The sequence below is a fragment of the Salinimicrobium sediminis genome, from assembly GCF_900215295.1.
Classification (GTDB): Bacteria; Bacteroidota; Bacteroidia; order Flavobacteriales; family Flavobacteriaceae; genus Salinimicrobium; species Salinimicrobium sediminis.
The window spans coordinates 408261-429767 of record NZ_OCMF01000001.1 but is presented as its reverse complement, the minus strand read 5'-3'; the positions used below and the strand labels follow the sequence as shown (position 1 = coordinate 429767).

Annotated in this window: 15 protein-coding genes and 2 tRNA genes; 8 read left to right on the top strand and 9 right to left on the bottom strand. The window is 39.9% G+C overall.

Features of this window, described 5'->3' with window-relative positions; all coding sequences use genetic code 11:
- The first annotated feature begins 1 nt into the window (after position 1).
- A complete protein-coding gene (locus tag CRO16_RS01910; protein WP_097054655.1) occupies positions 2–817 on the top strand; it encodes a glucosaminidase domain-containing protein in 816 nt (271 codons plus the stop codon).
- 9 nt (positions 818–826) lie between these two features.
- Entirely contained in the window at positions 827–2116 is a 1290-nt protein-coding gene (gene hemL, locus CRO16_RS01905) for a glutamate-1-semialdehyde 2,1-aminomutase (protein ID WP_097054654.1), read from the top strand.
- 359 nt (positions 2117–2475) lie between these two features.
- Here the strand turns inward: hemL and CRO16_RS01895 are convergent, their stop codons facing one another.
- A complete protein-coding gene (locus tag CRO16_RS01895; protein ID WP_097054652.1) occupies positions 2476–4005 on the bottom strand; it encodes a GH3 auxin-responsive promoter family protein in 1530 nt (509 codons plus the stop codon).
- Positions 4006–4113: 108 nt separating this feature from the next.
- Between CRO16_RS01895 and CRO16_RS01890 the strand changes: the two genes are divergently transcribed.
- Positions 4114–4908 carry a DUF2797 domain-containing protein gene (locus CRO16_RS01890; protein ID WP_097054651.1) on the top strand — a complete coding sequence of 265 codons (795 nt, stop codon included), beginning with the start codon at positions 4114–4116 and terminating at the stop codon, positions 4906–4908.
- Positions 4909–4953: 45 nt separating this feature from the next.
- Here the strand turns inward: CRO16_RS01890 and CRO16_RS01885 are convergent, their stop codons facing one another.
- A complete protein-coding gene (locus tag CRO16_RS01885; protein WP_097054650.1) occupies positions 4954–7599 on the bottom strand; it encodes an AsmA-like C-terminal region-containing protein in 2646 nt (881 codons plus the stop codon).
- Between the two features lie 174 nt (positions 7600–7773).
- Between CRO16_RS01885 and folK the strand changes: the two genes are divergently transcribed.
- Positions 7774–8895 carry a 2-amino-4-hydroxy-6-hydroxymethyldihydropteridine diphosphokinase gene (folK, locus tag CRO16_RS01880; RefSeq protein WP_097054649.1) on the top strand — a complete coding sequence of 374 codons (1122 nt, stop codon included), beginning with the start codon at positions 7774–7776 and terminating at the stop codon, positions 8893–8895.
- An 85-nt stretch (positions 8896–8980) separates the two neighbouring features.
- On the opposite strand, the gene CRO16_RS01875 is transcribed toward folK, so the two are convergent.
- Both CRO16_RS01875 and CRO16_RS01870 read right to left on the bottom strand, forming a co-directional pair.
- Entirely contained in the window at positions 8981–9520 is a 540-nt protein-coding gene (locus CRO16_RS01875; RefSeq protein WP_097054648.1) for an RNA methyltransferase, read from the bottom strand.
- Between the two features lie 76 nt (positions 9521–9596).
- Positions 9597–11999, bottom strand: coding sequence for a hypothetical protein (locus CRO16_RS01870; protein WP_143544394.1), 2403 nt, complete (start codon positions 11997–11999; stop codon positions 9597–9599).
- A 402-nt stretch (positions 12000–12401) separates the two neighbouring features.
- Here CRO16_RS01870 and mutS point away from each other — a divergent pair, with 402 nt between their 5' ends.
- From mutS to CRO16_RS01850, 3 genes are all read left to right on the top strand, one after another.
- Entirely contained in the window at positions 12402–14990 is a 2589-nt protein-coding gene (gene mutS, locus CRO16_RS01860; protein WP_097055740.1) for a DNA mismatch repair protein MutS, read from the top strand.
- A gap of 137 nt (positions 14991–15127) precedes the next feature.
- Positions 15128–15200, top strand: a tRNA-Gly gene (locus CRO16_RS01855).
- Between the two features lie 112 nt (positions 15201–15312).
- Positions 15313–15398 (top strand) — tRNA-Leu (locus CRO16_RS01850).
- Positions 15399–16919: 1521 nt separating this feature from the next.
- Here the strand turns inward: CRO16_RS01850 and CRO16_RS01840 are convergent.
- Entirely contained in the window at positions 16920–17333 is a 414-nt protein-coding gene (locus tag CRO16_RS01840; RefSeq protein WP_097054645.1) for a hypothetical protein, read from the bottom strand.
- 576 nt (positions 17334–17909) lie between these two features.
- Between CRO16_RS01840 and CRO16_RS01830 the strand changes: the two genes are divergently transcribed.
- A complete protein-coding gene (locus CRO16_RS01830; protein WP_179670472.1) occupies positions 17910–18380 on the top strand; it encodes a DUF4468 domain-containing protein in 471 nt (156 codons plus the stop codon).
- Between the two features lie 178 nt (positions 18381–18558).
- On the opposite strand, the gene CRO16_RS01825 is transcribed toward CRO16_RS01830, so the two are convergent.
- From CRO16_RS01825 to CRO16_RS01810, 4 genes are all read right to left on the bottom strand, one after another.
- Positions 18559–19797 carry a hypothetical protein gene (locus CRO16_RS01825; protein WP_097054642.1) on the bottom strand — a complete coding sequence of 413 codons (1239 nt, stop codon included), beginning with the start codon at positions 19795–19797 and terminating at the stop codon, positions 18559–18561.
- A 92-nt stretch (positions 19798–19889) separates the two neighbouring features.
- Positions 19890–20282, bottom strand: coding sequence for a hypothetical protein (locus CRO16_RS01820; protein ID WP_097054641.1), 393 nt, complete (start codon positions 20280–20282; stop codon positions 19890–19892).
- A gap of 11 nt (positions 20283–20293) precedes the next feature.
- On the bottom strand, positions 20294–20569 hold the full coding sequence (locus CRO16_RS01815) for a helix-turn-helix domain-containing protein (RefSeq protein ID WP_097054640.1): 276 nt from the start codon (positions 20567–20569) through the stop codon (positions 20294–20296).
- Between the two features lie 90 nt (positions 20570–20659).
- Positions 20660–21439 (bottom strand): hypothetical protein, encoded by a 780-nt coding sequence (locus tag CRO16_RS01810; protein WP_143544391.1) that lies wholly within the window; start codon positions 21437–21439, stop codon positions 20660–20662.
- Between the last annotated feature and the right edge of the window lie 68 nt (positions 21440–21507).

The following is a 21507-nucleotide window of genomic DNA, read 5'->3' as shown; positions in this document are numbered from 1 at the left end:
GATGAGAGCTGTTTTTAAACTTTTTGCACTTTTAATGTTAATGTTCAGCGTCGCCTGTGGTACAGGTAAAAAGGCGCGGCAACAAACCACCAACAAGGAGAGGGATATTCCTGCAGTGGTTGATAAAAATGCTCCTGTAAAAGAAAAGACACAGGTGCCGTCCACTCCGAGGACCTACAGTGACAAAATCGAAGCATATATCCATGAATTTGCACCTATAGCCCGGGAAGAGATGGAACTTTATAAGATCCCTGCCAGTATTACGCTTGCCCAAGGAATTCTGGAAAGTGGGGCAGGAGAAGGGGAACTTACCCGTAAGGCAAATAACCATTTTGGGATCAAATGCCATGGCTGGAACGGCGGCAGTGTGTATCACGACGATGACCGCTCACAGGAATGTTTCCGAAAATATAAGGATCCGAAATATTCCTATCGCGATCATTCGCTCTTTCTCACCGAAAGAAAACGTTATGCAGCTCTTTTTGACCTGGATATTACCGATTATAAAGGTTGGGCACGTGGCCTGAGAGCCGCAGGTTATGCTACGGACAGGAAATATCCCGATAAGCTTATAAGTTTAATTGAGAGATATCAACTCTACCGTTATGACGGGGATTCGCCAGTTAGAGATGTCATAGCTTACTCTGAGCCGGAGCGGGAACGAATTTCAGCAGCCAGGGCTTATACCGTAAAGCAGGGGGATACTTTGTATTCCATTGCCAAAAGGCATAACCTATCGGTAGAACAACTGCAAAAAATGAACAATCTCAGGGACACTAATATTGGCATTGGACAAACTCTTTATGTGTCTCAATAAAACATTATTATGATCTATAAAAGAAGCAGCGAATTATTCACTGCAGCTAAAAAAGTAATTCCCGGCGGGGTGAATTCTCCTGTGAGAGCGTTTAGCGCCGTGGGGGGAGAACCAATTTTCATCAAAGAAGCTAAAGGGGCCTATCTGTTTGATGAAGATGGAAATAAATACATTGATTACATCAATTCCTGGGGGCCGCTAATTTTGGGTCATGCTTTTGATCCAGTGGTGAATGCGGTGGTGGAGAGGGCTAGGAAAGGAACTTCTTTTGGAACGCCTACTCAGCTGGAGACCACTATAGCTGAACTTGCTGTTTCCATGGTGCCTAATATTGACAAAATTCGCATGGTGAATTCGGGCACCGAGGCAACCATGAGTGCGGTACGTCTTGCCCGCGGCTTTAAGAATCGGGACAAGATCATCAAGTTCGCAGGCTGCTATCATGGACACAGTGATTCATTTTTGATCCAGGCGGGCAGCGGAGCAGTGACCTTTGGAACTCCTAATAGTCCTGGGGTGACGAAAGGAACTGCAAAAGATACTTTACTTGCCACTTACAATGATCTTGAGAATGTTCAGGATTTGCTCAATGCAAATAAGGGAGAGGTTGCCTGTATCATCCTTGAACCTGTGGCAGGGAACATGGGATGTATACCTCCAAAAAAGGGTTTTTTGGAAGGTCTTAGAAATTTGTGTGATGAGCATGATGTACTGTTGATCTTTGATGAGGTAATGACCGGCTTCAGGCTGGCCAAAGGAGGGGCACAGGAGATTTATGGTGTAAATGCCGACATCGTTTGCTTCGGAAAAGTGATTGGTGGAGGTTTGCCGGTAGGAGCCTTCGCCTCTCGCAATGAGATCATGGATTACCTTGCTCCAACAGGACCTGTTTATCAGGCCGGAACTCTTAGTGGAAATCCGCTGGCCATGGCCGCCGGACTTGCAATGCTACAGGAACTTAATGGAGATTCAGAAATTTATAAGAGGCTGGAGGAGAAAACGGCTTACCTTCATAAAGGGATCAATAATGTTCTTAACAGAAATGAGGTGGCCTTTACAATTAACCGGCAGGGTTCAATGATTTCAGTCCATTTCGGAGAAGAGCCGGTGACAGATTTTGAATCTGCCGCACGATCTGCAGGTAACGGGAAATTTAATAAATTCTTCCACGGTTTACTGGATCACGGGATCTATATTGCGCCCAGCGCATTTGAAACCTGGTTCATCACCGATGCACTTTCTTATAAAGATCTTGATGCTACCATAGAAGCTGTTCATCAGGTTTCGAAGGAGTTGTAATTTTCACTTCCGCTCCTGTCCAATTACAGGGAGTTAAAAATAGAAACCTAACAGGTACTCAAAACCTGTTAGGTTTTTTTTTGAGGTAATCTCATTATAAATTCAGAGAGGAATAAAAGGTTTTTACACGTACCGGAATTTTGTCCCAGCCTTAAAGGCTGGATTATGAGGGGTAGTACAAATTAAACCCGGGGCGTTTCCCCGGACTTTTGTTATAGGAGCCTTACAGGCTCCCAAAATTGCCTTTGAATTCAGGACTATTAGCTCCGGAGGAGCGGCATAGGACTTTGAGAAGTTAATAGAGTTTTTCACCCGGAAAAGGGTCCTGTAGTAAAATTTCATGTCTCAAATCTCAGATCTCAGATCTCAAATCTAACATCATTCATCTCCAGCAACTCCTCTACATAGGTCCGCTGGTTGGATAATCTCGGGATCTTGTGCTGTCCTCCTAATTTGTCATGTTTTTTTAACCAGTCATAGAACAGCTTTTCCCTTGCCTGGTGTACCTTAGGAGGGTTAAGGGTCATATTATTGAAACGCTTGGCTTCATAATCGCTGTTGATGCTCTTAAGATGAGTGTCTAAACAGGATGTGAAGAATTCATGATCCTGCGGCGGGATCTTGAATTCGATGATCCACTCATGCGCTCCTTTTTCCTTTTCTTTCATAAAAACGGGAGCGACGGTATAATCCACAATCTCGCAATCTGTTTGCTGCGCAGCTTTTTTTAAGGCTTCGTCTGCATTTTCGATGATCAATTCCTCCCCAAAAACATTGATGAAATGTTTGGTTCTTCCGGTTATCTTGATGCGGTATGGATCTAAAGAGGTGAAACGCACGGTGTCGCCGATCTTGTAACGCCATAGCCCTGCATTTGTGGTAATGAGGACGGCGTAATTTTTTCCCTTTTCAACTTCAGAGAGAGGAATCACCTTTTCTTCTGAAGTCCCAAAAGTATCCATGGGTATAAATTCATAGAACACACCATAGTCCAGCATCAACAATAACTCTTTGGAATCGTTGGAATCCTGAATAGCAAAAAATCCTTCCGAAGCATTATAGATCTCGTAATACCTGAAACTGCTCGATGGCAGGATCTTTTGGTATTGATCTGCATAGGGCGCAAAGTTCACTCCGCCGTGAAAGTAGACCTCCAGGTTTGGCCATATCTCGAACAGGTTTTCTCTTCCGGAGGCTTCCAAGGCATTGTTGAGCAGTACCAGCATCCATGAAGGTACTCCGGCAAGGCTGGTCACATTTTCCTTGATGGTTTCGTTGACAATGGCAGGCATCTTCACTTCCCAGTTGCTCATTAGAGATACCTCATTACTGGGAGTGCTGCTATATTCCGCCCAAAAAGGCATATTATCGATTAGTATTGCTGAAAGATCTCCAAATTGGGTTCCGTTACGGCTGTATAATTCTTTGCTGCCGCCAAGCCTCAGACTTTTTCCGTTAAAAAGTTTGGATTCGGGATTGTTGTTAAGGTACATACACAGCATGTCCTTTCCTGCGGCGTAATGACATTTTTCCAGAGAATCGTCACTTACAGGGATGAATTTACTTTTCGCATTGGTAGTGCCACTGGATTTAGCAAACCACTTGATGGGGGTAGGCCAAAAAATGTTGGTCTCTCCGCGGCGGCTTCGTTCAATTTGCGGTTCAAAATCCTCGTACTGCTGTAAAGGTACCCGGGATGCAAAATCTTCATAGGTGTTGATCGAGGCAAAGTTATATTTTCGGCCTATTTCTGTATTTTGAGCTTTGGAAATAAGCTTTTTAAGTAGCTCATACTGGACCTCGTGCGGATATTTAATGAACAATTCCATTTGATGGATGCGCTTCTTGAGGAACCAGGAAGCAACGGAATGAACTAACGGAATTGGCATTTTTTATTTTTATCTTTAGGCCTTTCAAAAAGCCGTGAAACCGGTTAAAATTAAAACTATTCTCAAAGCCTGCAAAATAAACTCAGGCCTTAAAAAATATCTTCTTTTATGACTTACGAGGGCGTCCTGACCAAAATGAAAACAGAGCTTGCCGAAAAGGTGCAGTATTATCTCATTTTTGAGCAGGATTTTATCAATATGAATCAGGTGCTGGATAAGAAACTGAGTATCAATTTTCTCAACTATCAATGTACGACCTGTCAAAAAAGGAAGAAGATCTTTGCGAACGGAGTTTGCTACAACTGCTTTATGGAGCGTCCCGAAAATGGTGAGTGGGTGATTCGGCCGGAATTGAGCAAGGCTCACCTGGATCAGGAAGACCGGGACCTGGAATTTGAAAAGAGAGCCCAGCTACAACCTCACGTTGTATACCTGGCAAACAGTAGCAATGTTAAGGTAGGGGTGACCAGGAAATCGGAAATTCCCACGCGGTGGATCGACCAGGGGGCTCATGAAGCTATTGAGATCGTCGAGGTGCCAAACCGGTATCTCGCAGGAATTACAGAAGTTGCTTTAAAAGAACATTTGCCCGACAAGACCAACTGGCGCAGTATGCTCACTAATGACCTAAAGGACCTGGATCTGGCGGCCATCCGCGAAGATATGAGGCAGTACCTGCCCCAAGAAGTAAAAGATTATTACCTGGCAAATTCGAAGGAGCTTGAGCTGAAATTTCCCGTAATTACTTATCCCCACAAGTGCAAAACTCTAAACCTTGCAAAAATGCCTTTTTATGAGGGAGTTTTAAAAGGTATCAAAGGTCAATATCTCATCTTTGAAGACGGAATGGTTTTCAACGTGCGGAAACACGAGGGCTTCAATGTTAATCTTTCTGTGATTTAACAAGGTGTAGCCGGGTGCAAAAAGCTTAAAACAATTTTACCCCTTCTACTGCTGATTTGTTGTATCCTTTTTCTTTTTCGATCCCAGGATTCCGCCGAGGATATCCCTTGCAGTTTCTTTTACGGCATCATTAGGTTTTGGTTTGGTAGCAGTCGAATCCCCGGGAGTGGTCGCAGTAGTATCCTTTTTTTGCTGCCTTCCTGAAATTATATCGCTAAGCACATCCCTTCCTTTTTCTTTCAACTGGTCTTTTTGAGTGTCAATAATGCTCTGGGTAAGATTATTTACCGCCTGCTGTACATTGAGATTCACATTAGGATTGCTGAAGCTTCCTGAAATACTTACAGGTAAGGCTACGGTCATATTTCCCTGCTCCTGTGCACTAAGCCGGGCAAGGGTAGTTCCTATCTGACTACCCAGGTACTTAGCCGGAATATCCAGGGCCACCTGGTAGTTCATATTCATATCGAACCCATGAGATCCTGAAGCTTTTCCTTTTATGCCTTTTATATTGAAATCAAAAGGCTGTACCTCTACCTGCCCATTGTTAAAGGTGAGTTTGGTCTTTAGGTCCTTCAGGTTTAGATCATTCAGGTCTATAAAATTGAGGCTTTCATTTAGTTTTGCCAGTAAAGGTGTTTGTCCCGGATTAACACGGGCGCCAAGGATCTCGGCTAAAGCATTTCCTGCAAGGGTTTGCAATTGAGGTGTGAGATCATCATTTAAATTTCCGCGCAGGTCAATATCTGTGGTCAATTGCCCCTGAAGTGCCTGGGCTATAGGTGCAAGATTCCTTAGCAGTTCCATATCATTGAAAGATTTAGCGATGTCAATGGACTTTAGATTAAGCTGCATAGTAAAATTAGGTACCGTTTGTTTTGTAGAAACAGTACCGTTAAGGAGGATATTTCCGCCGAAAATATTCGAGGAGACGTTGCTAAGGGTGGCGGTTTCATCCACAATGCGCAGGTTTCCGGTAGTATTTTCAAGAACAAGATTATCGTATAACACCCTATTAGCCACGAAATCCAGGTTAGCATCAAGAAAAGACGGGATCTTGATCGCCTCTTTTTCCGAAGCTGCCACAGTAGTGGTTTCGGCCTTTCCATCTTCGGCAGTTGTTTCTGCTTCCTTAACCATAAAATCGTTTACAGAAAAGGTGTTGGATCTCACATTGAAGTTTCCTTTGAGCTTTTGGTCTGTAAACAAGTAACCCATTAAATTCTGGATGGTACCATTCACCGCCAAATCAGTTTGCCCTGTGGTAGCAACAAAATCCTCCAGAGTTACAGTGGCAGGATTAAATTTCATTTGTGCAGTGGCCACTTTGATTTCGTTGGGAATTTCAGGAGAACTATACTTAAAATCCCTGATGATAGCGGTACCGCTGCTCTTCACATTTTGATACTGCTCATTTTCTACCGAATTCATGTCAAAGCTGGTAGTGACATCTGCGGTAACAATTCCGTTAAGATCCTGTTCCAGTTCCAAGGGATAGGCCTGGGTGATATTTGCCAGATTTATAGTGCCTTGAAGTGCCATATTGACCAGCATATTTTCAGTTAGGTTCCTGATGCTTCCGTTTGCTCTAAAAGCATCCCGATCGATCCTGAAATTGAGTTTGTCAATATTGACGTATGTATCTTCAGCAATGCCGGTCTCATTCATGACCACGGCAGCAATGGTGATATCTTCTACTGCTTTTGGCAGGTCGGGATATTTAAAAGAAGCATTATTGGAAGCAATATTAATCTGCATTTTTGGAATATAAGTTTCATCCACAATTCCGCGGATAAAGCCATCTACCACGAAATCTCCGCTGGTCTTTACATTTTCAATGTTTTTAGAATATTCTTCCGGAATTACCGCCAAGAAATTTTTAAAGGAAGAGGTGGGGGTTTTGAATTGCAGGTCCATCTCATTATTATCCTCATTCACCTGCACGTAACCGTCAAAAGTAAGCGGCAGTTGATTTATCAAGGCTTCATTCTCCAGGAAGGTGTAGCGCATCCTTTCCAGGTCCATTTCAAAATCGGCGTCCAGCTGCAGCTTGTTGCGGTTAAGATAATTGATGCTGTCCATCTCAAAACTAACAAGAGCAGTGGAGTAGGTGCTTAAAGTCGAAGTTTTAGCGGAAAAATCTCCGGTACCTTCATGATTGAGATCCTCTACGACGAGTCGCATGTTCGCAGCTCTGTCATCATAATTTACTCTGGAATTAGTGATCTCGTAATGCTCCACGTCAAAACTGAAGCCGCCGCCGGAAGAAGTAGTGGTAGAGAGTGTATCTTCAATGGCAATATCGTAGTTGTTGTTGCCCAGGGAATCCACTTTGATGTTAAGCAGCGTGTTCCTTATCTTTAGTACGTCGATCTTCTTGGGTTCATCGCCACCTTTAAAGAGTTCTTTAATTGACATTTGCAGGATTACCTCGTCGCTTATTGCCAAAGTATCTCCCTCAAAAGGGGCGTTATTGATGACGCTTATATTTTCTATCCCCAGGGTGGCATCGGGGAAATTCCTGAAGATACTCAGATCAATATCTGCAAAGGCCACCTGCGCATTCACATTTTTATTGATAGTGTCCTGCACCAGATCCTTAAGCTGCTTTTCAAAAAGAAAAGGAGCCAGGAATAGCAACAGGAGGATCACTCCTAATATAATTCCAAATATTTTTAAAAACTTTTTCATTACAGATATATTTTAAGTTCCATCCATTTTAAAATTAAGGTTTTATCCCTGGTTTTTGGGGAGGTTTACATTGTTGAAACTCTTTACCTCAAAGTTAAGAGTATGTTATTTTGTTTTGTTTAATTTGCTGTGAAATTACTTATTGCTGTCTTACTAAATTTTTCTTAACGACTCTTGAACCCTTTAAAAACAGTTTATATAGCCCTTGGAAGCAATGAGGGTGCCAGATTTGATTTTTTACAGGAAGCTGTTGAGAAAATTCAGCAAATAACAGGTGATGTAATTGCCATTTCGGGAGTTTATGAAACTCCTGCCTGGGGTTTTAAAGGTAATGCTTTTTTAAATGCCTGTGTCGCAGTAAAAAGCAGGTTTGCACCGGAGCTAATCCTGAAGCAGCTGCTTAATATCGAGCTCGATTTTGGAAGGGAAAGAGGTGCAGCCAAAGGCTATAGCGACAGGCCACTTGATCTTGATATTCTACTTATAGAAGATGAAGTGATCCAAACCCCGGATCTTATTATCCCTCATCCCGAACTTCAAAACCGAAATTTTGTATTGGCGCCGCTTGCCGATATTGCTTCGGAAATAAAGCACCCACTTAAAAAGGTAAAAATAAAGGAGCTTTTTGAAGCTTCAGAAAAAGAAGGAATTCGACTTCTTCCGGAAAAAATACAGCTTCCGAAGAAATTTTCCTTTTCAGGTCACAATTATATAGCTGTAGAAGGTAATATTGGTGCGGGAAAGACCAGTTTCTCTACTATGGTCTCACAGGATTTTAACGCCCGACTCATTCTGGAAAGGTTTAAAGACAATCCCTTCCTCCCTAAATTCTACGAAGACGGGCAGCGTTACGCTTTCCCTTTGGAAATGTCATTTTTGGCCGATCGTTATCAGCAGCTTTCTGATGATCTGGCCCAATACGACCTTTTTACCGAGTTTGTGATCTCAGATTATGACGTTTTTAAGTCACTGATCTTTGCAAAGATTACGCTGCATGATGACGAATATTCGTTATATCAAAAGCTCTTTCATCTTATGTATAAAGAGCTGGTAAAGCCCGATCTTTACGTTTATCTCTACCAGAACACCGATCGTTTGCTTGAAAACATTAAAAAAAGAGGCAGAGACTATGAACAGAATATTGAAGCCGATTACCTGGCGAACATCAACCGCAGCTATTTGTCCTTTATTAAGTCGCAACCGGGGCTGAACGTTAAGATCATCGATATTTCTGAATTGGATTTCGTAAATAACAGGAAAGATTATTTACAGCTGCTGGGAGAGATCATAGGATAGTTGAAAAAGTTGCGAGTTGCCAGTTGCGAGTTTTGCGCAGACACCCGCAGGCGGCGCAAAGGCCCCGACTATCGACCAACCTCTATTATAATGAATTTATCTTCGAAAATACATCCCACAGCACTACTCCAGCGCTTACGGCAATATTCAGGGAATGTTTGCTGCCAAGTTGGGGGATCTCAATCACGCCGTCGCTTGCGGAAACTATCTCTTGCTGCACGCCTTTGACTTCATTCCCAAAGACCAGGGCATATTTCTCATCTTTTTTGGGGCTAAAATCATATAGGAAAATCGCATTTTCGGCCTGTTCTACAGAATAAACCTTTGTTTTCTCCTGCTGTAACCGCTTTACCAGTTCCAGGGCATCTTCAGTATACTCCCAATCTACAGTATCTGTAGCTCCCAAAGCGGTTTTGTGAATGTCCTTATGGGGAGGTGTGGCAGTAATACCACAAAGCCAGATCTTCTCAATTAAGAAAGCGTCTGCTGTTCTAAAGACGGAGCCTATATTGTTGAGGCTTCTTATGTTATCTAAAATGATAATTACAGGAGTCTTTTCTGCCGACTTAAATTCTTCGGTAGATTTTCTGTCAAGTTCGCTGTTCTTAAGCTTACGTTTTTCCATTTGGCAAAAATAGAAAATTAAAAAGCCACTCTTGGGGAGGAGTGGCTTTTAAGCAGCAAATCTAATAATGGGGGAATTAATTAGAAGCTACTGCTCCAGTGCTTAAATTTCCATGGGCTCCCACTTCTGGAATGGAATTAGTGGATAAATTGTTTCCGTAAAAGTCATTTTCAACTGACTCCTCTGAGAATGAGATTCCGGCATCGATGGCAGGGGAATTGGTTTGTAATTTATAAGCTGAAAGGTTTGTAAGTGAGTTGCCAAAACCTATCGTTCCGCCTTCTCCGGGAGCCTGTAGCAGAGGGTCTGCCTCAATTCCTGCTTCGTTTCCGTTATAAATCTCATTTTGTGTAGTGCGGAAGGAAGCCAGGGATCCATAAGAAATTCCTTTATAGCTGATGTTGAAGGTGCCGGAAGTATGATAGAGATTTCCGAAGAAATTGGCATGGTACCCTGAAGGAACCTGTACCAAATCGGCGCCGTTTTCGGCTACCAGAATGTTGTTATGGAAATTGATGTTTTCGCTCATCGTTTGCCATTTCAGGAGTTTTATTGCAGCGGTAGCAGTGTTCGAAGCTTTTTCTTCGATATAAAGCGTGTTGTTATAGACAAAGATGTCTTTCATAGAAGCAGGTGATGCTCCGTTGAAGAGATAGATGCTTCCTCCATTGGTAGCTGCATCATTTTCACTCACGTTATATCTTACTTTAATATTGCGCATTGGTCGTGCTCCTCCAAACTGGCCTATAAGATAACCCGCTCCATAATTGTTATGAGAATAGTTATACTGCATAGTACCATTGGTTACCCCACCATCCAGATCAAAGCCGCCACCATCTTTTTTGGTGCCCGATTTCATTCCGTAAACTTCATTATATTGAATAGTTACATTGTCTGCATCCCAATACCAGATCCCTACCGGGCCTCCATTGGAATTGGCATTTAATTGACCGGAATTATAGGCTGTGGAATATTCTATCACTGAATTCTGAACGTCTGACAACATGATCCCATTGCCGGTGTGTTTTTCTGTTATCGCCGGATTTCCGGTAATGTTGAATACTTCACACTTGCGAACCACTATGTTTGAATGTGCATATCCGGTCTTAGAGGCGGAAAAATTTCCGTAGGAACCTATTCCAACATTCATGATGTCATAGACCCTGGCATTTTCGACCACCACATTTTTGAATCCCGAATTATTTACAGATTGATATTTCCATGAGCCAAAGACAATTCCGAAATCGCTGAAGCCATGAACCTCAACATTTTTCACTTCGGCGAAATCAAATTTCACATCTCCATCCAGATCGGTGTAAAACTGTATTCCTGAGTTTTTTTCACCAGGAGTACCTGAAACAATAAGGTTGTTGATCTTGAATCCGGCGGTGTTGTATATATCTATTCCATGAGCAGTTCCAGAAGAAATAGTAGCTCTTCCGGTTCCGTAAGATGAAACGGTAACAGCATTTGAACCTCCGTTAGCATCGTTGCTGTCGAATTTAAGGCTTCCGTTAAAAGTCTTTCCTCCTTCAAAAAGCACTGCATCCCCGGGTTTCACGGTAATGCTGTTTACTTTTTGAATAGTTTTCCAGGCATCATTTGGAGTTAATCCGGAATTATTATCATCTCCTGCAGCACTTACATAGTAGGTGTTGTTAGAACAGGTGTTATCACTTATAAATTCAGCTTCAATAACTCCGTTATTTGGGGAGTTAAAGGTAAGATTTCCCCAGAGGGTTGAGCAGGCATCGGCCTCAGTAGCGTCTGTAGTATACCGGTGGATCCCGGACCATTGAACCGGTTCTGTGGTGGCATTAGCGCCTCCTTTAAGGGTGCAAAAGGTGTAACGGCCATCTGTGGTACAGGCTTCTTCCACCACCAATTGAGCATTGATAAGGGAACCGAGCACTGCCTGAATCGTTAATCCTGTTTGTCCGTCTTTAGTGGTCAACAACATATTGAATACGCGGTCATTATTATTTAATGGAATGCCGTCTAAAGTTGAGGTTTGATTTTCGCAGTTGGTACATCTGTAAACGCCGGTTACAGGAGTAACTGGAGAGTCGGCAGTATGTTCTGCAACAACAACCGATCCCGATTGATCATTGATCACCACGTCTGCAACAATGGGAACATCATTTTCATCAAGATAAAAGCTGAATTCCATATCCTGGGAATAAAAGAAGACCTTAAAGTCTTCGGCCATCTTGTTGGTAGATTTGTTCGAAGTGAGGTTAGCTTTATAGGTCTCTCCGGTGTGAAGTGTTAAGAGGGCATTGCCTTCCAGGATCTCTTCGGAATTCTTTTCATCCCGTGTAAGGTGAATTTCAATTGTTCCCCTGTTACCGGAATGCTGACTGGCAAAAACACCTTTATAGAGGTGGGTTTCTTTATTAGCTTCAACAGGGGGGGTGGTTTCGAGATTAAGATCTTCAATTTCATCTTTTGTGCAGGAAAGCAATAAGATTGAAGACATAAAGAAAACCAAAATTCTTCCTTCAAAAAAGGTTAAGAAAAACTTAAGGTTTTGAGATACAGAATTTCCAGGAGTAAAATTTTTCTTCATAGTTCATTCATTTCACAAAGCAAATAAAGAACTAAATCAGTCAAACTGCAAAAAAATTCGATGAAATGCACAATTTATGTTTTTGAATGGCAGTAAGTTAGGTAGGAATATTCTTATCAAAATCTTCTTAACCTTTGTAGGAGCTGGATTTAAAAATTTTAGCTTTCTAAGAAAAAATTCTCCACAGGCTGTGGATAAAAGTTTGAAAATCAAGAAAGGGAAGATTATCTTTAAAGAAGGAGATGTTATATTTTTACCTTCACTAAAAATTACAGCGTGTCAAATAAAGCCGAAAAGAAGGAAACCCCATTAATGCAGCAATACAACAGGATCAAGAGGAAATATCCCGATGCCATGTTGTTGTTTCGTGTTGGGGATTTCTATGAGACTTTTGGAGAAGATGCAGTTAGGGCTGCACGTATACTTAACATTGTGCTTACCAATCGCAATAATGGAAGTGAACGCAGTGAATTGGCTGGATTTCCACATCACTCACTGAATACGTACCTGCCAAAACTAGTAAAGGCAGGAGAACGGGTGGCAATTTGTGATCAACTTGAGGATCCAAAACTTACCAAAAAAATAGTGAAGCGGGGGGTGACCGAGTTGGTGACGCCGGGAGTATCCATGAATGATGAAGTGCTGCAAAGCAAAAGCAACAATTTTCTTTGTGCAGTGCACTTCGGAAAAAAGGCTCTTGGAATTTCCTTTTTAGATGTTTCTACAGGAGAATTTCTTACTGCCGAGGGTTCCGAAGAATATATAGACAAGCTGCTTCAAAATTTCAGGCCGAGTGAAGTTTTAGTGCCTAAGCAGCGGAAGAAGGAATTTTTTAAAATTTTTGGGGAAGAGCAACATGTTTTTTTCCTGGAAGACTGGGTCTATAAAAAAGACTATGCCTATGAAACCTTAAATTCCCATTTCGGGACGAAATCCCTTAAAGGATTTGGAGTGGAGCATCTTGAAGATGGAGTGGTCGCAGCGGGAGCGGTGCTTTATTATCTTGGGGAAACTCAACATCACCGGCTACAGCATATCACCACTATTTCCCGCATTGCCGAAGAGGAGTATGTTTGGATGGATAGATTTACCATACGTAACCTCGAACTCTATAACTCACATGCTCAAAATGCAGTCACCTTACTTGATGTCATAGATCACACTATTTCTCCTATGGGTGGGAGAATGCTCAAGCGATGGCTGGCTCTGCCTCTTAAAAATGCCGATAAAATCAGAAAACGGCATCAGGTGGTGGAATATTTTTCAAAAGATCCCGAATTGCTTCGGGAGATGAGGAATCACATAAAAAAAATAAGCGATCTGGAGAGGCTAATTTCAAAAGTGGCAACAGGAAAGGTCTGTCCGCGGGAAGTAGTACAACTTAAAAACTCCCTGGAAGCAGTAATTCCCGTTAAAACCTTAGCTTCGGCTTCAAAGGATGAAGCGCTGCAGGTGTTGGGAGATACTCTGCAGGGCTGTGATCTTTTAAGAAGCAAGATAAAAGAAACCTTGTTTGAAGAGGCGCCGGTAAATATTGCCAAAGGAAATACGATTGCCCCGGGCTTTTCTGCCGAACTCGATGAGCTGCGAAAAATAGCATTTTCAGGGAAGGATTATCTCGATAAAATCATAGAAAGGGAAAGTGCCGCAACCGGAATAGGCTCTTTGAAGATCGGCAGCAATAATGTTTTTGGTTACTATATTGAAGTCAGGAATTCCCATAAGGATAAAGTGCCCCAGGATTGGACCCGAAAACAAACCCTGGTAAATGCCGAACGCTATATCACCCAGGAGCTAAAGGAGTATGAAGCGAAGATATTGGGGGCCGAAGAGAAAATCCTGCAGCTGGAACAGGAGATCTTTAATAGTCTTGTAGTGTGGATTGGAGACTACATTCAGCCGGTACAGCAAAATGCTGTTCTAATAGGGCAAATCGATTGCCTGTGCTCTTTTGCCCATCAGGCTGTTTCTAATAATTACTGTAAACCCGAAATAGATGATTCCTATGAATTGGAAATAAACAATGGCAGGCATCCTGTCATTGAGAAACAACTTCCAATTTCTGAATCTTATGTAGCTAATGACATATTCCTTGATAGAGAAAGCCAGCAAATCATTATGATCACAGGTCCTAATATGAGTGGTAAGTCTGCTATTCTACGTCAAACTGCCCTCATTGTCCTCTTAGCTCAAATGGGAAGTTTTGTACCTGCCGATGCCGTGAAAATCGGCCTGGTTGATAAGATCTTTACCAGGGTCGGGGCCAGTGATAATATCTCTATGGGAGAATCTACTTTTATGGTAGAAATGAATGAGACTGCGAGTATTTTAAATAACCTCTCTCAAAGAAGCCTTGTGCTCCTCGACGAAATTGGTCGAGGTACAAGTACCTATGACGGGATCTCTATTGCCTGGGCTATTACCGAATATCTGCATGAGCACCCGGCAAGGGCTAAGACCCTTTTTGCTACTCATTATCATGAGCTTAATGATATGAGTGAAACTTTTAAACGTATTAAGAACTTTAATGTCTCCGTAAAGGAGTTGCAAGACAACGTTCTGTTTTTACGAAAACTGGTGCCTGGAGGGAGTGAACACAGTTTTGGAATACATGTGGCAAGAATGGCGGGTATGCCGCAGCAGGTAATAAGACGGGCAAACAAAATTTTAGAAAAACTTGAAGCCTCACATGGCATGCAGGATAACAGCAAAAAATTAAAAAAATCGCTGGAGGAAGATATGCAACTGAGTTTCTTTAATCTGGATGATCCAATTCTGGAGGAGCTAAAGGAGGAGATCCTTCATACAGATATTGACACGCTTACCCCTGTAGAAGCCCTTATGAAATTAAATGAGATCAAGCGAATGCTTACCAGCAGGCAAAATGCCGGAATCGCATAGCTAAAGGTTTAAAAGGCACCAGGCTTTCAGAGGTCTTTTTTTACTGTTTATTTTTGCTAAAAAAATCTTTGCCAGTTTCAGAAATATATTAAATTTGCACCGCAATACTCACCAATGGTGGGACGTTCTTTAGAAATGCGAAAATAGCTCAGTTGGTAGAGCGCCACCTTGCCAAGGTGGAGGTCGCGGGTTCGAATCCCGTTTTTCGCTCTGAAAGCGAGAAAAACTTTCTTTGAGGTCGCGGGTTCCCCGAGGCTTCGGGGCCGTTTTTCGCTCGGCCAGAAATAAACCCCGGTCCCGGGGTTTTTATTTTACAATCCACGCTCGGATGGTGGAATTGGTAGACACGTTGGACTTAAAATCCAATGAACAGCAATGTTCGTGCGGGTTCAAGTCCCGCTCCGAGTACTTAGAAAACCTGCATAGTCCTTTCCCCCAAGGCTTTGCGGGTTTTTTTTATTTAATCTTCCGAACATATTCCGAACAAATCATTATTTACCTCTTTTTATGCGTTCGAGTATCAATTAAACCCGGTTTACTCCTTTGCTCTTTTTATCGGGTAAGAAAACTCTTTGTTGCCTTTTTTACGGTTTCCGAAAATTCCCTTTTACGGTTCCCGAAAATAGGTAACCCCCCCCTCAAATTTTCTTTTGGAGTAAAATATTTATTAGGTGGCGAAGTAGTTATTTAATTGCTCCAGGTGTTTTAACCCCTATTGCCCTAATGAAAAAACAACTGAAGATTAATTGTTTAATTTCTTAATTAAATCTTAAAATAAATTGTAAGTTTATTCTACTTGTTCGACTTATGTCAGAATAACCATCTCTTTCAATTGGATACCCCTCCTATCTGTTTGTCTGCGGAAAAAATATATCCAATTATGAAAGTAAATTTCTCTTTTCTTTTTAAGAACTCTAACAAGTGCTTTATTGTTCTTGTTTCCTTAGGTATTATTGTTGCCTTCCTGTACTTCTTCTGGCCTTTTTAAATTTTATAGTGAATTAATTCTTCACGCGCGTAGTTCCCGAAAACATAGGGTAATCTTAGGGTAATTTTTTTTTAAGGCTGTCTAATTTGTTTAATTCTCTTTTAGGTCGTTCAATTCGTTAAATTCCTGCTTTGCGTGTACAGGTCAAAAACAACCTTTTGAAAAACGTTTGATTAATCAAAAGAATAATTAAAAAAGATCATTAATGATTTTTCGCGCGTGCGTTATGACTGTAATAAAACCTTTGTTTGCTTTAATAGAGTTTAACCGGGTGCAATTCCTCGCGCGCGTGCGCGTACTGTTCGGATTTTAGAATAAGGTTATTTTTGCTCTAATCTATACGCGCGAACAGATAGCGAGATATTCTCTTTTTATGCGTTCGAGAAACAATTAACCTTGCAGTAAACTTGTACTAATTCAACGTTGTTACCTCGTTGTTTTAATGCACGAACAGATACCAATGAAGTATTTTAAATGTCAGGTTTTGTCAGGTTCTTACATGCGAACAGATACCCATATTTAACAGGTTGTATAATACGCGCGAACAGATAGGGAGATATTAAAAAGCCTGCACTAAATTGAAGTTTAGTAAAAGTGCTGAAGTTGCCGTTATTATTGCGGTTGATTGGTGTTTTCGGCTTTAAAGGATTTGAAGTATAACCGGGTGTTGATCTAACGCTAAATTGCCGTAATTATCGGTTATAATTGGATTTTTTTAAAGGGTTTTGCCTTTGAAGTTGGAGTACTTAAATAATCTTTTGCCAGTCTTAAAAGAGGTAATATTTATAATTTTATTAGTAGTAGTGTTATAAACTACTTGAACAAAAAAGAGATCAACGGCATACAATACTAACTTCTTGTTTTTCTGCTCCAGGTAATCTATAAAAGTGCCGTAATTGAAGGTAATATTATATTGCTCTTGCTCCGGTAACCCTTTGAATTCATAAAGAGTTATTTTCATCTTTTTTCTTATTCACTTTTACCATTAGAATTCTATATAGGTTTTCAAAACTTTCTTTTTCGAGGTGCTGCTCTGGAGTTACTTCTAAATACCGGGTTTCACTTTTTATAAATCCTTCTTCTACTTCTAAATCCTGCAACTGCTTTTTAACTTGGTTAATTATTACCCCTTTCCATTGCTCCGGAGATCCTCTGTAGGTGCAATGCCTTAGAAATAAATTTTCTGTGTGATCTTCTATTAAAGAGCATACGTTTAATTCAATTAGATATTTATTAAATCTTTTGCCAGTGTAATAAAATTCTAATTTAACTCCTTTAATTGCTTCTTTAATGGTCGGTGCTGTTTGTTTATCTTCTCTGGTTTTTTCCAGTAAAGGGGTATTATATAAATCCATTTAAATCTACTTCAGTTGCTCCACGTGAAATCTCAACTGTATTTCTTCATCTGTCTTTGAAGATCGGTAATAGTAATCTATAACCTCAACTTGCTTTTGTTCTTCAGGTATTGCAATTGTAACCTTTTTATTACTCTTGTTTTGGCATAAAAAAACAAGGTTGCCATTTATAATGTTTGTGGACTGAATAACTAAAACTTCAATTTCCTTGCCCTCCTTTGTATCTGTGGCAATGGTAATGGTATTTGGTTCGAAATAAATCTTTCGGTTTATATCTTCAATTTCACTTTTAAAGATCGAAGGAAATGTTTGTGTAAAGGGAGAGTAAAATACCTCTTGCCCTAAAAGGTAATAGGGTGCAAAGAATAATATAAAAAAAAAGGTTTTCACTTATTGAAGATAATAATAAACCAGATAATGACAGTATGTCGGTGCAATTCAGTAAAATACCTAAATAATTTTTTTTGCCTTTACTTTTACTATTCTTTTAATTTCTTACATTTATTCAAAAGGAATTCAAATCCCTACCTCAGAATTCCTCACACTAAACAATTATCTAACTTAATTTTATTTAAAATGAAAAGAGTTTTACTTTTTATTCCATTATGTTTTGTATTAATTATTCTGCAAAGTTGCGGATCACTTGCAACCTCTAATTCAGAACCAATTGTAAAGGTGGTGCCAGTAGAGAATGCTTCAAAAGATGATCTCTACGTACGCGCAAATAATTGGATGGTAGGGGCATTTAATAATGCGAAATCCGTTGTTCAATTTACCGATAAAGAATCAGGTACAATAACAGGCAAATATTATTTAAGTCCTGTAACAGCACCCAGCCAGTATGGTCCGGGGAGTGATGCTTATGCTCTTATTAATATTCAAGTTAAGGACAATGCAAGTAAAATAACTGTCACGCCTGAGTCTTTCCAGTATATGAAAGGGAATATGTATACTCTTTACAATGAAGAAAAGGCCCAAGCACAAATAGAGGCTTTGATTGCCTCTTTTGAAGAAGAAATACAGAAAAAAGAAAGTACTGAATGGTAGGAACTTAATGTTTCTTAATGTCATTTTTAGTTTCACAAATGCTCACAAGTGTGTGTGCAAAGGGGATTGTGTATATATAGATGTCAAATCGAAACATTATAAACATTTAAAAGGTCAAATAAGGTTTTAAAAATTCAGAAAATTTTGTGTGCCTGGTAGTATGTCTTTTTCATTTCCCTCAGATTGGGGAGGTGGGGGTAAGAGTGTTAAGATCAAACAACAATGGTTGTCCTGGCATATAAAGTTTCTCACGTTTTATCTTTTGAGTGTTATATCTGTTTCTAATATTATGTGCTATTTCTTTTATTTGGATGTCATGGTTTTCTTTACTCCATTGTCTTGAGAGATATTTTCTTTTTACCTGTTCATATACTTTACGATCGGTTTTGAAATAGTATCTCAAACCTGTGTGTGAGAGCAAAATACTTTCCTCTTTTTGCATGGAAATGTTCAACCCTGTGACTTTACAAACTTTCCTATTGAGGTTGATTTCTTGAGAGGTGCTAACTACCGATTCTAACTCTATATGTAAAGGGTTAATTTCGGTAGTTTCTTTATTTAATAAATCGGCTTTTGTTTTTATTAATTCTGCTATTCTGCATTTATAGTTATCCGGGTGTGATTGGGTTAATCTGTTGAGATTTGCCCTGTGATATTTTAGGCTTTCGTACGGCAAGTTTTCCCAGTAATTTGGATTGCTATATAGGTTTTCATATTTAGTGCCCTGTAAGGCTTTAAAATCATAAAATATAACGTTCTGCCATTGCTTTAAAAGTTCTGGAGTGAAATTTTCTAAACCGTATTTAAGAAGATCGGCAAGAGTCCTAATGCCTTTCTTGTTCAAATCGTGCATCTTCAAATATTTTATTTCGACTCTCATAACCTCATCTTCTATTTTAAAACCTTTTTTGATGTAGTGAGTTTTCTTGTCGTAGATTTTTAAAATATGTCTTTGGTGTCTTGCTTGAATATAATTACCCTCATCTTTGGTGAAGATCCATTTTAGACGGTCAGTTTTGTGTAATAGGCATTGTTTTAATATGCTTTTTGTCTTTCCAGGTGGTTTTATATTAACCCCGATTTCTAACTGTCTTAAAATGCAATTTTCAGGTTTAATATTAAATTTCTTCTGAAGATCGGCTAAGACTTGTTTAACCTCGACTATTCCAAAGTCATTAAAATTGTGCGCGCCTTTATTCCAGTATTTATGGAAACTTCCTTCAACTGTTATTCTTTGCTCCGGGTGTGCGGTTGTTGCTTCAAATATTTTAAATTCTAAACCTCTGAAGTATGCATTTTTATACTTCCCTAATTCCCCTGTTTTGCTGTTAACTTTATAATGAAAATCTAATAGAATGTTTTGCTCCAGGTGATCGGGTGCAATTCCTAAAAGATCATATTTTATAAAATCAATCAATTTATTATTTATATTTGGGTGTTGAGGTATGCGTTGCCGTATTATCGCAACATTTGAACACTTAAAGAGGGGCTATGCGCCCCTCTTTTTGGTTATTTAGAATCTTGTACTATGAGTGGTAGAACGTGTGTTAAATCGGCAGTAAAGAAATCTGGGAAGTAATGAATGATAACCTCTTCTGCATTTTTCGAGAACGAAAATAACATTAAGTTCTTTTTATCATGCTGGTCGCCTTTGTATACGAGTGGTTTAGAGGTTTTGAACAGTCCCGTAACTGCCGGTTTCTTCCACTTGTTGTCTTCTCTCAGATATAACCAGTAATCGGGTCTGCTTCTCGCAAAATCTCGGCTTTTACTTATATTGATCTTGTTGGAAAGTAGATTACTTCCATTTAAAACCTCCTGAAGTTCGTAATGTTTAACGGTGGCATATTTACCCACGTTAATTTCCTTGTATTTATATACTGTTGGGGGTGCTACTGTCATTTGTCCGGAGTTTAGAGTTCTTGGATTGCCTGTTCTACTTCCGAACGTTTGTAGTATATGCGGTTTCCTAAACCGTGCCTTTTGAGTTTTCCGGCTTTACCCCAGTTGTGAATCGTGGAAATGTCAACTTTAAGCAATTTTGCAACCTCTGAACGGCTTAGATACTCTTCCGGCTCTTTAGGTTTATATTGCTTTTTTAATTCTTCTAATTGCTGTTTTACCCCTTGAAGAATTGCATCTGTTAATTGCTCTGGGGTTGCGTTGTGAAGTTGTGTTACGTTGCTCATTGCAAACTGTTTTATAGATTAATACAGTGCAATGATATCGTCAGAAAGAGGAGTGTGTAAAAGATGTGCAAAACCAACTTTGCACAAACTTTATTTCATTAAATCTTTTAGGTAAGAATTTATTTCGTTTTCTCTAACCTTGTTAGGTCGCGTGCCATTAATTACATTGCGCACGTTACTAACATCATTTCCTAGTACGTAGGACATTAACTGATATTTTTCAGTATCAGAAATGTTCAACGTTCTTATTTTGGTTTCAAAATCTAAGACTTTATTTGCAATTAAAATCCGTTCTGTCAGGTTGAGTTTTTTGCCATTGAAGAGAAGGCTTTGGTTTGAAGGCAATGGTTTGAAATCTATCCTTTTATCTTCTTCATGGACTCCAACTCCTTCTAATGATTGAAGATCAACATAGAGACCTGCAAGTGCCATCGCTTCTATAAAGACTTCAATTTTATTGATTTTATCTTGATTTCCTTCTATTCTGGAATCCCATGTGTAGTCCTCATTCTCCAGCAGTTTAGGGTCTAACTTAATTAAATCTTCTGGCCAAAAAAGTGAGTCTAAAAAATTATAGCAAAGCCTTTCTATTCTTTCATCTTCTTCAATATCATCTAAAGAATTGTTTTTGTCTATTACCATTTCCCGCAAGTACAATGCAATATCGCCTTCATATTTTCCCAGTTGTTTTCTTACCTTTTTTAATTTCTCTGAAGTAAACTGATCTTTGTCTTGCTCCTTTTTTCGCAAAGCATAATTAAGGCGTAGATTATCCGCTTTACTGCTGATTTTAATCTCAATTTCACTTGCTATTATTTGGGCCATGATATGTAACCTGTCGAAAACAATGTGGGGTGGTCTATATACCATTTAAACAATTTTTATACGTTGCCATTGCTAATATAAAATAAAAAACCCCCTTGCCAGGTGCAATGGGT